The following is a 14,792-nucleotide window of genomic DNA, read 5'->3' as shown; positions in this document are numbered from 1 at the left end:
CACTTCTCTATCTATAAAACAGATCTAAAAAATCATCCTACCACGGCCCGAGTTTCAATAAATCTTTCGATAGTATTATTCATACTCTGGATTCTCTAAATCCATTATATGAAATTCCGTGCCAAAAAGCACATAACTCGATTCGTTATTCGGTCGGATTATTCCGGCCACAAATAATTTCTTCAGATTCAAAACCGGCCATATGCGCGGAGGTTTCACTCTTTTCCCAGCGGAATGCTAACCTGTGAATCGTTCACGAGGGTTTTCAAGTATTCCCTGTTACTCTTGAAAAAGCTCTCTTCTCTCACCAATCTCACTCCCATCGGACCGCGCGTTCTTATCTTAATTTGCTTGTGCCTGCTTTTCTGTCTGCTCACGAGTTTGTAAGTCACCCCATCGACGTCGATATAGCCGTTACTCTCCAAACCATCACCTCCTCGAATAATTTACCATTTTCCTGTGAAAAACATTGTCATATCACATTGTGTTGCATTGTAAAGTGGATATGAAGTAGAATTGATTAACTAGCCCAGACGAAAGGAGATTACAGATGTTAGTCGAACTCCATTCTGAGGACTTCTCCCGTGTCAGACCTTTGCTGGGTGAGATTTCTTATAATCTTGTTGTGCCATCGATTTTAGAAGGAAACACATTGGGGAAGTTGTTCGTTTGCAACGAAGAGAAACCCGATTCGGTTATTGTCTGGAATTGCAACGACACTGTGTTGATAGGTGGAGATCCCGGAGAGGAGTCTAAGGGAGAGTATGCCGAATTTCTGGAAAAGTACCTGATTCCGTCCGCCAGAGAAAAGGGTATTCCCGTGCTCAACTTCTACTCGACCGGAAAGGCGAAGAGATGCGCGAGGGATCTTCTAAGCGATCTGGAACCGAAACCTATGCTCAGGTACCTGTTCAGACTCAACCCGTCTGGCTTCGGCCCAAGCGCCATTGAAAGTGATTCGGCCGTTAAAGTCACCGCGGAGTTATTGGAGAGTGGTCTGGAAAACATCGAACATCTTACAGGATGGATCCTCTCTTTCTGGCCAAATGTCGAGAGTTTCCTGGAGAAAAGTCTCGGCTTTTGTGCCGTGGAAGGCAGCAAAATCGTGAGCCTGTGTATAGGGGTTTACAGGTCAAAGAACCATATAGAACTCGGGGCCGAAACACTGAAAGGCTTCAAAAGGCTGGGCTTTGGTAGAAAGGTCACTTTGGCCTGCGTCAAAGAGAGTTGTTCGAAGGGTTTGATAGTTGACTGGCAGTGTGAAGCCTCTAACAATCCATCGGTCCTTATAGCGAAGAGGTTGGGTTTTCAAGAGGTACTCCAGTATACTATCAGCCAGATAAGCATCTGAACTCCCGGAGGAAGAATTGTATCGATTGATCTGCACCGGTTGTGGAAAAGAATATCCAGGTGACTCTCCCGCTTTCAGGTGTGGCTGTGGAGAGCCTCTGGAAGTCCTGTCTAATAGGGGATCTAAAAGGTTCTATCCTGAAAGACAGGGTATCTTGAACTGTTTTTCGTCGTTTCTTCCCCCGTTGAAAGATGAATCGTCTCTTTCAATGGGGGAGGGATGGACGCCCATGCCCAGGTCGTTCGCGTTCGTCTCCGAGTTCGACTTCGAGCTCTATCTCAAAAACGAATCCGCAAATCCCACCTGGTCTTTCAAAGACAGGGGAACCTATCTCACTCTGCTGGACGCCGTTGAAAAGGGGTACAAAGGCTTCGGGACGGTATCTACCGGCAACATGGCGGCTTCGGTGGCCGCCTACGGCGCGCGGATGGGGATGAATACAACGATACTTGTGTCAAAAGGCATACCCTCAGAGAAGATCCGCCCCATCGCCATATACGGGCCGAGGGTCATCAAAGTCGATGGAGATTATAGCGAACTCTACCGCAGAACCCTCGAAACAGGTCCTTCTAAGGGCATATACTTCTCCAATTCAGACGTACCGATGAGAGTCGAAGGATCGAAGACCATCGCTTTCGAGATTTATCTACAGCTCGGTGAAAAAGTGCCAGATTTCGTCATCGTTCCGACCAGTTCGGGCGGCAACATTCGGGGTATCGAGAAGGGCTTCAGAGAGATCAAAGAGGCCGGCCTTTCTGAAAGAATGCCAGTCATGGTTGCCGTTCAGGCCTGCGGCTGCGCACCGATACACAACGCCTTCGATTCAGGTTGGGAGAAAATAGAGAGGGTTCCAGATCCCTCCACAATAGCACACGCCATAGAGAATCCCTTCCCGCCGAGCGGGAATGCCGTTCTTCGGATGCTCAAAAAAAACGGCGGTCTGACCCTTTGCCTGAAAGATGAAGAAATACTGGAGGCGCAATCGAGACTGGCCGGAGAGGGGCTGTTCGCTCAACCGGCCGCTGTGACATCGGTCGCGGCGATAAAAAAGTTGAAAGAACTGACCCCTCTGAAGAAGGTACGGATAGTCTCGGTGATCACCGGGTCTGGACTAAAATACCCCTCGATACTTGAAAGACATAGTTTATCGGTAGAAAGCATATCTATCGGAGATCTAGAGGCCGCACTGTGATTGGTAAGGCTTTTACGGTTTGATTATCGTCTAGTATCGCTTCGAGATACTCTTGATCTTTGCCCCCATTACCGTGGGCAGGTTCGTGATCTGAGTCTGGATGGCTCTTTTTCTCTTCTTGAATCAAATCTCTACCCGGCCCTCAGTTTTATTTCAAAGGTACTGCCTTTGCCTGGTTCGCTTACGAGATTTATTTCCCCTTTCATGGTTCCCACCAGCTCTCTGACGATGGCGAGTCCCATTCCGCTCCCCGTACTATTGTGAGATTTTTCAGATTTGTAGAACCTTTCAAAGATCTTTTCACGCTCCTCGAGTTCTATGCCCGGACCGTTGTCTATCACCTGAATGTGGAGATACCCGTCTCTTAAAAAACTTTTAAGAACGACTCTGGTTCCGTCGTAGCTGAATTTGATGGCATTCTCTAAAAGATTGCCCAGCGATGTGGTGAGCGGCTCTTTCATCACGCTCGAAAGGAGGTCGTCTTCGCATTCTATTTCGATCTTTATCCCTCTCGGATCGGAGAGCGGTCTGTAAGACAAAGCGATGTCCTCCAGCAATCTCTTTATGTTTACCTGTTCGGCTTTTATCTTACTTTCCTGCGAGCCCTGTATTCTCGCCATAGTTATCAGCTGGTTCGCGAGGTTTTGCATGTTTCTGGTCGCAGTGTCGATCATACCGATTTTACTCGAAACCTCGGGATCGAGCTCCTTTTCTCCAAGCATATCGAGGCTGAGCCTAATTATCGAGAGTGGTGTTTTGAGCTCATGTGAAGCATCGGCAGTGAAACGCTGAAGTCTCTGGTAGCTCTCCTTCAAGGGGTTCAGAACGTATCCAGCAAGCGCCAGACCGATCGCCCACGAGATCGCGGCTGTCAGTAAAACAAGACTCAGGAGTGCCCAAAACAGGTTTCTCATGATGGTGCTGAGTTCGCTCACCGGTTTACCGACCCTCATGAACAAGACCGACTGACCGGCTAGACCGGTGAGCGCTCTTGTAAGAAGCCTGTATTCGCTTTCCCTGTCTGAGTAATCCACCACCAGACCGTTTGCAAAACCTTCTTTTAGAGGAATTACGCTGATCAGCTTCCCTCCAAGCTGCAGTATACTTTCGCCTGAAGTGCTGAGAAACTGCATGTACTCGTTCTCGGCGGTGAAGAGATCGGGATTCTCGGCGTAGTTTCTAAGAATCCTCTCCAGTGTTATCAGGGGTGCTCTGCCGATTCTCGTGGCTATCCTGTCGGCCATCTGGTTCAGACCGGCGTAAGAAGCCTTGGTTTCGTATCGCAGTGCAAAAAAGAAGACTATCACGCACAGGATCGATACTATGGAAACGACGACCATGGTGAAGAATGTTGTCCATCGTATTCTTGCGTTTTTAAAGGAGAGCTCTTCACTCTTCACTGATCTCATAGCCCATACCCCTCACGGTCTTTATCAGTTTCTTTCTGTAACCACCATCTATCTTCTTGCGCAGGTTCTTTATATGGCTCCGGATGACATCGGACCAGAGCTCGTCCTCTTCGTTCCAGATATGATCTTCGAGCTCGCTCTTGGAAATCACCCTCCCCCTGTTGATCATCAGGTATTCGAGTATCTGGTACTCTTTCTTTCTCAGCTCGATTTTCGTCGAGCCCCGATATACACTCTTGTCGGACATATTCAGCACCAGATCACCGCAAACGAGCTCATTCGTCGACGACGCGACGGGTCCGGTTCTTCTCAGAAGCGATTGTATCCTAGCCAGAAGTTCGCGCATATCGAAGGGCTTGGAAAGGTAATCATCGGCTCCCAGATTGAAACCCCTTATTTTGTTATCGACGCCATCCAGTGCCGTAAGCATCAGCACGGGTGTAGCACAGCCCTTTCGTCTCATCCCCTCGAGCACTTCCCAACCAGATAAACCCGGCAGGAGAACGTCGAGCACCACAAGATCAAAGGGGCCATTCAGGGCCATGTAAAGGCCTTCCTCTCCGTCTGCGGAGAGTTCTACCGCGTAGTTATTGTTCTCGAGGACCTCTTTGAGAAGCAGTCCCAGGTCGTGTTCATCTTCCACGACGAGTATCTTCAAGACGATCCCACCCTTCGTGAGAATAATATCACGGTGGGGGCGTGCAGAGAAATCCCATGTGATGAGTATGTTTTTTTACAGATCATTCAACAGGAAAATGGCAGGAATAGAATATAATATTATTGTGAAACTAATCACAACTGGAGTTGTACTTATGTTAATAAAGATCTGTATGGGAAGTGCGTGTTATTTTCTTGGTGCATCGAAGATCGCAAAAAGATTGCAGGAGCTGATCGACGAAACCTCTCTGACCGACAGCATCGATTTCAGGGCATCTTTCTGCATGGGGCCATGTTCGGAGGGTGTGGTGGTGGAGGTCGATGGCCAGAGGTATTACCGGCTTTCGCCGGAAAACGTCGAAGAGTTTTTTCAAAGAGAGGTACTGAACCGAATCGAAAACAGAAACGGTAAATGAACCGGGGCTTACATATCTTCGAGGGCCGGAAACTTTCTTCTCCAGGCTCTCATTCTTTCCATAGCCTCATCTTTCAACTCCCAAATAAGTAGCTCTCCAATCCTTTCCACCTCGATCTCGTCTCCGTTGTGATCGATCAGCATGGACTCCGTGCCGCTGTACTCTATTCCCTTTCCGTCGCTGCCAGTCCTGTTTACCCCCAAGACGAAGCATTGATTCTCGACCGCCCTGGCCCTGAGAAGAACTTCCCAGTGTCTGGCTCTTGTGGTCGGCCAGTTTGCTATCACCACCATCAGTTCGGCCGGCACGTTCTCTCTGAAAAGTTCGGGGAAGCGGAGATCGTAACATACATTGAGAGATATTTCGACACCGCGATGAATAAAAGAACTGGCCTGACTGCCGGGAAAGTAGCTTCTGTGCTCGTCGCCGTAAGTGAAGAGTTTGCGCTTTCCGTAGGTGACCGGTCCACGGTCTGTTGACAAGAAGGACGCGCAGTTGACATAACCGGACCGCTCTCTCTTCACGTGACCGTAGATGGCCGCGATCGAAGTTCTCCTCACCTGTCCACCGAAAAAGACCTCGCTGTCGGGTATGTAGGTCTTTTCGGGATTTAGTGAGAAGCCGCTCAAAGACATCTCGGGAAAGACCAGTAACTCCACATGGTTTTCAAAGGCCCGATCGAAGATATACGCGATCTTTTCCATGTTTTTTACCGGGTCCTCCCAGGCTATATCGAAGGCCGCTCCACCGATGATCATCTTCCACCACCAACGATAACGTCTATGATCCGGGATAGAATTTCGGCCGACAGGGCCACGTCCATAGATGCCAGACCGTTCTTTCCAACCGCCTGCCGGGGGATACAGGGTATGTGCACGAACCCGGCCGGAAGACACTTGCTTGTCGAGGTCAGATACTCCATCGTTCTGTAGAAGAGATAGTTGCAGACAAAGGTACCGGCCGTGAAAGAGAGAGATACTGGCAGCTCCTCTTTCTGAAGTGAGTCGATTATCTTCGCAAGAGGGAGCGTAGAAAAGTAAGCATCGGCGCCCGAGATCGAGATTCTCTCTCCACGGGCTATGTAACCGTTGTTATCGGCAGTTGTCGATTCCTTCCAGTTTATCGCCACCTTCTCGGGAGTTACGGTCGTCCTTCCTGCGGCCTGACCGAGCATGATTATCGCTTCTGGCTTTATTCTCTCGATTTCCGTCATCAAAGGGATGAAGGCGTCGTCGAAGACCGTGGGAAGTTCGACCACCCTCAGGTCGGATCTTGTGCCGGCTACTTTACGCGCGACGATCTCCGATGCGTTGATCCCGTCGCCGCCGAAGGGTTCAAAATGACTCAGGATAACCATTTCTCCACCTCGCAATCTCTATAAGACAATGATATCATTGATATCATTTTACCCGAGTGTACAGTCTGGACGAGAAATTTCGGAAGATTTTGACAAGGAGTGGTTGGTTTGAAGAAAATAAGGCTCGAAGACGTTCACAGATACTCGGCCGTCGGCGATGTAAACTTTCTCCCGAACGGAAAGGAATTTCTCTTCGTTCACAAGACCATAGACAGGGAGAACAACAAATACCTGAGCAACATCTGGTCCGGCGACCTCTCCACATGTAAGGTCACCCAGCTCACCAGGGGCGATAAAGACGGCTCGCCCGTGGTCGATCCTGAAGGCAAGAGTTTGCTCTTCACTTCCAGGAGAGAGAAAGACGCGAAAGGCACGAAAGGCACGAAAGGCACGGAACTCTACCTGCTGAAGCTCGGTGGAGGTGAAAGTAGGCTGGTTAAGACTCTCAAAGGGGGATTCTCGTCGATATCCTGGGTTGACGAGGAAAATATACTCTTTACCACGAAAGCGGCTCCCGGCGAGAACCCGGAGAAACCAGTCGAGGAGGAACCGGTCGAGAAGAGAACCTACGTGATAGACAAAATCCCCTTTGTTTCGAATGGATCGGGCTTCACCGAAAACAGGATCTCGCAACTTTACATGCTGAACGTCGCGACCGGCAAGATGAAACCCCTGGAAGCAGTCAAGGGCGATGTGCAATCGGTCGAGATCTCGCCAGACAGAAAGAGAGCTGCCATCATCGTCAAAGAGGATGCAGAGAGACGCCCGCGCTGGAACAACCTGTATATTCTCGATCTGAAAGGCGGAAGTCCTGAGAGGATCGGAGACGATTCGATATCCGTGTACGCCTGTGTATGGGCCTCCTGCGACGAGCTCTTCGTTCTAGGCACCGATCTGGCTAAGGGCTTTCCTACGAACCCTTATTTCAACTTCGTGGATCTGGAGAGCAAAGAGATGAAGCCTCTCCGCAGGGATCTCGATCTCTATTTTGGAAACAGTCTCAACAGCGATGTCAGGGGCCTGTCTGGAAAGTCGCTCAGGGTTAAAAATGGAAAGCTATATTCGATAATTACCTCGGGACCGGACTCCACAATCATCTCGATGGATAAGACCGGTGAAGTGGAGGATGTTATGCTATCCGACGGGAGCATCGATTGCTTCGACATCAACGATTCGGGTGATCTCGTTTACACGAAGATGACACCGGTACAGCCTCTCGAGCTATTCTGCAGCAAAGCGACCGGCACAAAAAAAATAACCAATTTCAATTCCTGGATGAAAGGCTATCAGCTATCGGCGCCAGAAAGCTTCAAAGTCCAGGCCTCCGACGGTGTCGTCATCGATGGCTGGATAATGAAGCCTGTTGACTTCGACGAAAAGGGCAGATACCCGGCGGTAGTAGAAATACACGGAGGTCCCAAGACGGCCTATGGTAACGGCTACATGCACGAGTTCCAGGCTCTCGCGGCTTCGGGATATGCGGTAGTTTACTGCAATCCCAGGGGGAGCTCGGGATACGGCACGGATTTCGCCGACATAAGAGGCCACTACGGCGAACGCGATTTCGACGATATTATGGAAGTCCTTGAGTTTGTCGTGAATGAATATGATTTCATAGATGAGGAGAGACTGGGCGTCACGGGCGGTTCCTACGGCGGTTTCATGACCAACTGGATCGTCGGCCACACCGATGTTTTCAAGGCGGCCGTTTCACAGCGATCGATATCCAGCTGGATCTCTTTCTTCGGAACGACAGATATAGGATACTATTTCGCGCCCGACCAGATAGGCGACGATTTTTTCCAGAACCTGGAGGGCTATCTCCGCCAGTCGCCGCTCACTTACGCGCCTAATGTCGAAACACCCATACTGTTCATACACTCTCTGGAAGACTACAGGTGCTGGGTGCCTGAGGCGATGCAATTTTTCACCGTCCTGAGATACCTCGGAAAAGAGGCCAGGATGGTACTCTTCCCCGGTGAAAACCACGAACTTTCCAGGGGCGGGATGCCGGTGCACCGTGAAAAGCGACTAAAAGCCATCGTCGAATGGTTCGACACCCATCTCAAAAAATAGACGGGGAGAGGCATATTGGATATAAGGTTCGCCACAAAAGAGGATAACGAAAAACTTCTGGATATCGAGCGTAGATCGGCGCAGGAGGGTAAGATCTGGGTCGTAGGCTACAAAGAAAACTTCTTCGACAGGCTGAAGTATTACAGTAAAGGCTCCATTCTTGTTGCAGAGGAGAAGGGTGACATAATAGGCTGCATCGGTATAGCCTTCGACGAGTACCTTGTCGATTCCGTACCGAGAAAAGCGATATATCTCTTCGGTTTGAGAACCAATCCGGCCTACAGGATGAAGATAGCCCGATGGTTGAAGGCGATAATACAGGAGCTCGAAAACAGATACGGGGAGAGCGAATTCGATTTCGCCTACGCCTCCGTAAAGGCTGACAATACGGCCTCGAAGAAGATCCTGGCACACATGGGCTTTTCTCGATTTGCGACGCTGGATTTCTACGCCTGCCCCGTTCTTCACCGCATCAAAAATACCGGAGTCTGTGTGGAAAGGCCCGATATGGACAGAGTGCTCGGGCTTTACAGCGGCATGTCAAGCCGTTTCGATCTCGTTCCGAAGCATGTGCGCGTCTTCGAACCCATGATAGAAGAGAAGAGGTTGAAACTCTTCACTGGAGAGGGAGCCAGCGCGCTTGTCTTCGACACTTCGGGAGAGTCGGACTTCGGGATAGCGAAGTTGTCACCCGGATTGAGATTTTTCCAGGTAATAGGCAAGTATCTCCTTTCGCCTCTGGCGCGTGTACCGGGAATGAAGGAAAGGCTCAGGATATGGGATGTGCTCATTCTCGATTACAGGACTCCCCGTGCCGCCAGAAGAGTGGTCGCGGAGATCCACAAAGAAGCCTGGAAAGAGAAAGTGACTCTACTCAATTTTGCACGGGACAGCACTCTGGGCAGCCTGAAGCCCGCGATCGGCCCTCTGAGTTTCAAAATACCCTTCGACATAATGATCTTCGAAAAGAAAGAAATACCCAGAAAGGGCCGGCCCGTGATCTGGGTGCCGGCCCTCTAAAGAACGGACACAACGGAAGACCGGGGCGATGCTTTCGCGGCCGGTCTTCACTTTTTTCTTATTTTATACCCGTCGCGGTCGTCGAGGATTTCGTACCCCTTCTCCGAGATCAGTTCCCTCAATTCGTCGGCCCTTTTCCAGTTTCTATCTTTCCTGGCCTGCTTTCGCTGCAGAGCGAGCTCCTCGATCTCTCCGGGTATCGTGTCGCTCTCGACTTCAGCCAGTCCGAGCGCCAGCACCCTTTCAAATTGCTCTATCAGCGCGAGTTTTTCACCGGCCGACAGATCTTCGCTATCGATAACCTTCCATAGCACCGCCAGGGCTTTTGGCGTGTTGAGATCGTCGTTGATGGCCTCGTGGAACTCTTCAAGCAGTTCAGGATCGGCTACGGCTGAAGGGCTTTGAATCTCCTTCAATTCGGCTATGCTTATCTTGAGTCTTTTCATGGCGTTCCTCGCACCATCGAGAGCTTCGAAGGTGAAGGCCAGCTGTTTTCTGTAATGGGCGCCTAGCAGGTAATACCTGTAATCCATTGGATCGTAACCCATGTCGATCAGCGTCTGGAGGGTGATGAAGTTGCCCAGCGATTTCGACATCTTTTCGCCCTCTCCGATCACGAGAAACTCCGAGTGCAACCAGTAATTGACCCACTCGTGGCCGAAGGCCGCCTCGCTCTGGGCTATTTCATTGGTGTGATGTATGGGGATATGGTCGATCCCGCCGGTGTGTATGTCGAACCTCTCGCCCAGGTATTTGGAGGACATGGCCGAGCACTCTATGTGCCAGCCGGGGAAGCCTCTTCCCCAGGGCGAATCCCACTGCATCGCGTGGTTGGTGTATTTGTACCGGGTGAACCAGAGCACGAAGTCGAAGGGGTTTCTCTTGTATGGATCGCTTTCCACCCTCGATCTCATTCTATCTTCATCTAGTTGCAGTCTGGCGAGTTTGCCGTAATCGGGAAGTTTGGACGTGTCGAAATAGACGTTTCCGCCGGCAATGTAAGTGTAGCCGTTGGCCTCTATCTTTTTTATCATCTCTATCATGTCGCTCACGTGTTCGGTCGCCCTGCACGTGGTCGTGGGGAAGAGTATACGCAATCTTTCCAAATCTTTGAAAAAAGCCTTCGTGTAGAAATCGACGATCTCCCAGACGGTCTTTCCTTCTCGTCTGGCACCGGCCTCCATCTTGTCTTCGCCTTCATCTTCGTCGCCGGTGAGGTGGCCGACATCTGTAATATTCATCACGTGGTTCACTTTGTAGCCGTTGAAAAGGAACATCCTCTTGAGGGTATCGGCAAAGATATAGGCCCTCAAGTTGCCTATGTGTGCGTAGTTGTAAACGGTCAGTCCACAGGTGTAGAGTTTCACCTCCCCCGCAGTCAGCGGTTTGAAGACTTCCTTCTCTCTCGACATCGTGTTGTTGAGTCGTATATCCATGCTCTGCCTTCCCTCCTTTCCCCGTCAGGGGATCAAATATTTATTATCAGGTCGTTCCTGGTCTTCATCTCTTCGGTTTTAGGACCGTAGGAGATGTAGTCGATCTCGACGCCGGTCTCTCTCTCGATGAAGGTCATGTACTTCAGGAAGTTTATGTGGTCGGTCGTGGGCCAGCCCTTTACCGTCTCATAGATTGGCTTTGCCCTGAAGAAATCGTACGAGGTAGAGGGCACTTCCTTCACCACCCCATCCACATCGTAAGCCACGCAGACTTTGACTTCTTCCAGTCCGTTGAGCACATCGCCTTTGGTTATGACGAATCCGGTGAGCCCCGATCTGATCCTGGCGTACCTCAACGCCGGCAGGTCGAGCCAGCCCACCCTCCTCGGCCTTCCGGTGGTGGCGCCGTACTCCTTGCCTATCTCGCGTATCTTCTCTCCAGTTTCGGTGAAGTCCTCGGTGGGAAAGGGACCGGCCCCCACTCTTGTGGTGTAGGCCTTCAGCACGCCGTAAACGCTGTCTAGCTCGAATGTAGAGAAACCGACCGACGAAACGCCATGTGCCATGCATGCTCCGGAGGTCACGAAGGGATAAGTTCCGAAATCGAGATCGAGCAGAACGCCCTGGGCTCCTTCGAAGAGTACCGATGTACTCCTGAAGACGCGCGACATATCTACGGCGCTGGTGAAATTTACCTTCAGTCTTTCCAGTTCGCCGCGCAGCTTCTGGAGGTATTTGAACATATCCTCCGGCGAAACGGTGAGCCTGTTGTTGTATATATTCTGTTTCATATGGTAGATCGATTCCAACCTCTCCCTGAGCAGGTTCTCGTCGAAGAGTGTATAGAGTTTCAGGCCTTCTCGCGACACTTTGTCGGTGTAGGAGGGGCCAATCCCTCTGCCCGTGGTTCCGATAGGCTCTTTACGCATAGTCTCGAGCAGCACGTCCTCCTCTTTGTGCCAGGGGAGAACTGCGAAGGCCTCCGGGTCTATGTAGAACCGGCAGGAGATGCCCGGGAAGTCGGCCTCCAGAGTCTCGAACTCGTTAATTAGCTGCTCCACGTCTATTACCATTCCGGCCCCAAGAAAGCCCCTGGAAGCGTTCCTGGGTTGTATCGAAGGCAGAAGATGATTCACATATTTCTTGCCATCGACGTATATTGTGTGGCCGGCATTGGCCCCGCCGGAGAACCTGACTATCCACTCGAAATCCTTCGAGAAGTAATTGACTACCTTTCCCTTTCCTTCGTCGCCCCATTGGGCTCCCACAATGGCCAGTCTCTGCATTGGATCAGCCTCCGTCCAAGATTCTTTTGAAGATCGGATCTACGTTTCTCAGGTAATACTCGGGATCGAACAGTTCATCTATTTCGTCCGGATCAATGTACTTTCCTATCTCACGACTTTTCTCAACGGCTTCTTTGAAGTCGCGACCCTCGTTCCAGCATTTCATGGAGAGCTCCTGGACGAGTCTGTACGCTTCCTCCCTTGTCATGCCTTTTTCGACAAGCGTCAGCATTACACGCTGGGAGAAGACCAGATTTCTGGAGGCTTTGAAGTTTTCCAGCATCCTCTCGGGATACACTACCAGATCCCTCACCAGATCGAGAGACTTCTTCGCCATATAGTACAGGAGCATAGTGGCGTCAGGCAACATTATTCTCTCGACGCTGGAATGAGAGATATCTCTTTCATGCCAGAGGGCTATATCCTCCAGGGCAGCGGCGGCATAACCTCTCAGAAGCCGGGCCATTCCGGTCAGACGCTCGCAGATTATGGGATTCTTCTTGTGGGGCATGGCCGAAGAGCCTCTCTGTCCCTTTTTGAAAGGTTCCTGGACCTCCAGGACTTCCGTCCGCTGGAGATGCCGAAACTCGACGACCATCCTCTCGATCGAAGAGGCCGCTATCGCTATGGCCGAGATGAATTCGGCGTGGATATCCCTCGGAACGATCTGCGTCGATACCTCCGTCGGCCTCAGACCTATCTCCCTGAGGGCGATAGCCTCAACCTCTGGCGATATGTTGGCGTAGTTGCCCACGGCACCGCTCAGTTTTCCGACCGAGCAAGTCTCCACGCTCCTGCTGAGTCGTTTTATGTTCCTATCGGTCTCGACCATGAAGGAAAGGAATTTCAGACCGAAGGAGGTCGGCTCGGCGTGTATCCCATGGGTCCGTCCCATGCATACAGTATCCTTGTAGATGAGAGCCTGCTCCCCTAGAGCCTGCGAAAGCTCCGTCAGAGCCCGTATTATCGCCAGGCCCGACTCACGCACGGCCAGCGAAAGGGCCGTATCGACTATGTCCGACGATGTGAGGCCTAGGTGAAAATAGCGAGCTTCGTCGCCCATCTCACGCGTAACGTATTTTATAAAGGCGATGACATCGTGATCGACTACCTTTTCGATCTCCGCGATACCTTCGACATCTATTCTCGCCTTAGATCTTATCTTTTCCGTCGTTCCTGCCGGCGCACGGCCGGTCTCTTCATAGGCCTTTACCACCGCAAGCTCAACCTCAAGCCATCTCCCGTACTGGGCCTTGAGTTCCCAGAGCTCCTTCAATGGCGAAAGCGCGTAACGCTCGATCATAATCAACCTCCCGTGCTGACAAACTCTAGTTTACATCAAATTCGACTCCTATGTCTTTCCTGAATGTCATCCCTTTGAAACGGATCCTTTCCAGTGCACCGTAAGCCTTCCTCTTTGCTCGGTAAAAATCACTTTCAAGGCCCGTTACGGCCAGCACCCTGCCGCCCGTCGTTACGATTTTCTCTTCGCTGCACCCCGTACCGGCCTGGAAGAGGATGCAGTCGCTCTCGGATAGTCCAGATACCTCGCAACCCGTCATGTACCGACCTGGGTACCCTTGCGAACAGGCGACGACAGTTACGGCGCACTCCCGCTTTAGCCTTAGCCGCTCTTCTTTCAGTTGGCCTTTGGCGCAATCGTACAGAACTCGGGCCAGGTCGAAGTCGATCCTGGGCATTATAGCCTGCGTTTCGGGATCGCCGAAACGGCAGTTGAATTCCAGAACTTTCAACCCGGCCGGTGTATTTATGAGGCCGAAATACAGAAGCCCCGTGTAGGAGAGGCCTTCTTTAGTCAGTCCTTCAACTGTTGGGCGAAGGATATTGCTCCTGAACTCTTCGCGGAGCCGCTCCGTATAATCGGGGACTGGAGAAATGGCGCCCATTCCACCGGTGTTGGGACCGAGGTCTCCGTCGAAGGCTTTTTTGAAATCGCGGGCCTCTGCGAGTTCCACCACCCGCTTTCCGTCAGACAGGACGAATACGGAAAGCTCTCTTCCATTAAGAAATTCCTCTATAACAACCCTGGAGCCGGCCTCTTTTAGAGAGTCTTCGATAAGCAAATCCCTGAGTATTTGATGCGCTTCCTCCTGCCGTTCTGCTATGAAGACGCCCTTACCGGCCGCCAGTCCGTCGGCCTTTATCACCAGGGGTAGCTCAAAATTCTCCAGCTCGGCAAGAGCCTGCAAGTAATATCTGGCGCTCGCGTGACGGGCCGTGGGAATGCCGTGGAGGTTCATGAACCTTTTGGCGAAGATCTTACTGGTTTCGAGCCGGGCACAATCTCTGGTGGGACCGAATACGGCCAGACCCATTCCCCTGAAGCGATCTACTATGCCCATTGAGAGAGGTTTCTCGGGACCAACGACAGTGAGGTCTATTCCATGTTTCATCGCGAAGGCCAGCAGACCCTCTATATCGCAGGGTTCCAGGGGAACGTTTTCCGCTATTGACGATGTTCCGGGGTTTCCCGGTGCGCAAAATAGCTTCTCCAGCCCTTCGCTTTGGGAGAGTTTCCAGGCAAGTGCGGCCTCGCGGCCGCCGTTCCCTATGACAAGTATTCTCATGATT

At 51.2% G+C, this 14,792-nt stretch carries 14 protein-coding genes; 5 read left to right on the top strand and 9 right to left on the bottom strand.

Annotation, left to right across the window (positions count from 1 at the left end; translation table 11 throughout):
- Positions 1-215: 215 nt before the first annotated feature.
- Complete coding sequence (locus MESINF_RS02790) at positions 216-425, bottom strand: hypothetical protein (RefSeq protein ID WP_169698436.1); 210 nt, start codon at positions 423-425, stop codon at positions 216-218.
- Between the two features lie 125 nt (positions 426-550).
- Here MESINF_RS02790 and MESINF_RS02785 point away from each other — a divergent pair, with 125 nt between their 5' ends.
- Positions 551-1,351, top strand: coding sequence for a GNAT family N-acetyltransferase (locus MESINF_RS02785; protein ID WP_169698435.1), 801 nt, complete (start codon positions 551-553; stop codon positions 1,349-1,351).
- Between the two features lie 229 nt (positions 1,352-1,580).
- Positions 1,581-2,543 carry a threonine synthase gene (locus MESINF_RS02780; RefSeq protein ID WP_231936824.1) on the top strand — a complete coding sequence of 321 codons (963 nt, stop codon included), beginning with the start codon at positions 1,581-1,583 and terminating at the stop codon, positions 2,541-2,543.
- 131 nt (positions 2,544-2,674) lie between these two features.
- On the opposite strand, the gene MESINF_RS02775 is transcribed toward MESINF_RS02780, so the two are convergent.
- A complete protein-coding gene (locus tag MESINF_RS02775; protein WP_169698433.1) occupies positions 2,675-3,952 on the bottom strand; it encodes a sensor histidine kinase in 1,278 nt (425 codons plus the stop codon).
- The gene (locus MESINF_RS02770) at positions 3,933-4,610 is read right to left on the bottom strand and encodes a response regulator transcription factor (RefSeq protein WP_169698432.1); all 678 of its coding nucleotides are present in this window, start codon (positions 4,608-4,610) and stop codon (positions 3,933-3,935) included. The genes MESINF_RS02775 and MESINF_RS02770 overlap by 20 nt, the downstream gene beginning before the upstream one ends.
- Positions 4,611-4,764: 154 nt before the next feature.
- Here MESINF_RS02770 and MESINF_RS02765 point away from each other — a divergent pair, with 154 nt between their 5' ends.
- A complete protein-coding gene (locus tag MESINF_RS02765; protein WP_169698431.1) occupies positions 4,765-5,025 on the top strand; it encodes a (2Fe-2S) ferredoxin domain-containing protein in 261 nt (86 codons plus the stop codon).
- Between the two features lie 8 nt (positions 5,026-5,033).
- On the opposite strand, the gene MESINF_RS02760 is transcribed toward MESINF_RS02765, so the two are convergent.
- Together MESINF_RS02760 and MESINF_RS02755 are read right to left on the bottom strand one after the other, a co-directional pair.
- Positions 5,034-5,783, bottom strand: coding sequence for a nitrilase-related carbon-nitrogen hydrolase (locus MESINF_RS02760; protein WP_169698430.1), 750 nt, complete (start codon positions 5,781-5,783; stop codon positions 5,034-5,036).
- Complete coding sequence (locus MESINF_RS02755; RefSeq protein WP_169698429.1) at positions 5,780-6,382, bottom strand: pyroglutamyl-peptidase I family protein; 603 nt, start codon at positions 6,380-6,382, stop codon at positions 5,780-5,782. The genes MESINF_RS02760 and MESINF_RS02755 overlap by 4 nt, the downstream gene beginning before the upstream one ends.
- A gap of 108 nt (positions 6,383-6,490) precedes the next feature.
- Here MESINF_RS02755 and MESINF_RS02750 point away from each other — a divergent pair, with 108 nt between their 5' ends.
- Entirely contained in the window at positions 6,491-8,458 is a 1,968-nt protein-coding gene (locus tag MESINF_RS02750; protein ID WP_169698428.1) for a S9 family peptidase, read from the top strand.
- 15 nt (positions 8,459-8,473) lie between these two features.
- Positions 8,474-9,478, top strand: a complete 1,005-nt coding sequence (locus MESINF_RS02745; RefSeq protein ID WP_231936823.1) for a GNAT family N-acetyltransferase — start codon at positions 8,474-8,476, stop codon at positions 9,476-9,478.
- A 47-nt stretch (positions 9,479-9,525) separates the two neighbouring features.
- Here the strand turns inward: MESINF_RS02745 and cysS are convergent, their stop codons facing one another.
- From cysS to purD, 4 genes are read right to left on the bottom strand one after another with little or no spacing between them, the layout of a single operon-like run.
- Positions 9,526-10,914 (bottom strand): cysteine--tRNA ligase, encoded by a 1,389-nt coding sequence (cysS, locus tag MESINF_RS02740; RefSeq protein WP_169698427.1) that lies wholly within the window; start codon positions 10,912-10,914, stop codon positions 9,526-9,528.
- A 32-nt stretch (positions 10,915-10,946) separates the two neighbouring features.
- The gene (locus MESINF_RS02735; protein ID WP_169698426.1) at positions 10,947-12,200 is read right to left on the bottom strand and encodes an adenylosuccinate synthase; all 1,254 of its coding nucleotides are present in this window, start codon (positions 12,198-12,200) and stop codon (positions 10,947-10,949) included.
- 4 nt (positions 12,201-12,204) lie between these two features.
- Positions 12,205-13,503, bottom strand: coding sequence for an adenylosuccinate lyase (gene purB, locus MESINF_RS02730; protein ID WP_169698425.1), 1,299 nt, complete (start codon positions 13,501-13,503; stop codon positions 12,205-12,207).
- 25 nt (positions 13,504-13,528) lie between these two features.
- Entirely contained in the window at positions 13,529-14,788 is a 1,260-nt protein-coding gene (purD, locus tag MESINF_RS02725) for a phosphoribosylamine--glycine ligase (protein ID WP_169698424.1), read from the bottom strand.
- Positions 14,789-14,792: the final 4 nt, after the last annotated feature.

The organism is Mesotoga infera (assembly GCF_900157305.1).
Lineage (GTDB): Bacteria > Thermotogota > Thermotogae > Petrotogales > Kosmotogaceae > Mesotoga > Mesotoga infera.
This window is presented reverse-complemented; position numbering and strand designations above follow the sequence as displayed.

Bases quoted from the DNA above. Each gene is read 5' to 3' on its own strand.
- purD (WP_169698424.1), bottom strand. From the start codon at position 14,788: ATGAGAATACTTGTCATAGGGAACGGCGGCCGCGAGGCCGCACTTGCC.
- MESINF_RS02780 (WP_231936824.1), top strand. From the start codon at position 1,581: ATGCCCAGGTCGTTCGCGTTCGTCTCCGAGTTCGACTTCGAGCTCTAT.
- purB (WP_169698425.1), bottom strand. From the start codon at position 13,503: ATGATCGAGCGTTACGCGCTTTCGCCATTGAAGGAGCTCTGGGAACTC.
- MESINF_RS02755 (WP_169698429.1), bottom strand. From the start codon at position 6,382: ATGGTTATCCTGAGTCATTTTGAACCCTTCGGCGGCGACGGGATCAAC.
- cysS (WP_169698427.1), bottom strand. From the start codon at position 10,914: ATGGATATACGACTCAACAACACGATGTCGAGAGAGAAGGAAGTCTTC.
- MESINF_RS02775 (WP_169698433.1), bottom strand. From the start codon at position 3,952: ATGAGATCAGTGAAGAGTGAAGAGCTCTCCTTTAAAAACGCAAGAATA.
- MESINF_RS02735 (WP_169698426.1), bottom strand. From the start codon at position 12,200: ATGCAGAGACTGGCCATTGTGGGAGCCCAATGGGGCGACGAAGGAAAG.
- MESINF_RS02760 (WP_169698430.1), bottom strand. From the start codon at position 5,783: ATGATCATCGGTGGAGCGGCCTTCGATATAGCCTGGGAGGACCCGGTA.
- MESINF_RS02765 (WP_169698431.1), top strand. From the start codon at position 4,765: ATGTTAATAAAGATCTGTATGGGAAGTGCGTGTTATTTTCTTGGTGCA.
- MESINF_RS02785 (WP_169698435.1), top strand. From the start codon at position 551: ATGTTAGTCGAACTCCATTCTGAGGACTTCTCCCGTGTCAGACCTTTG.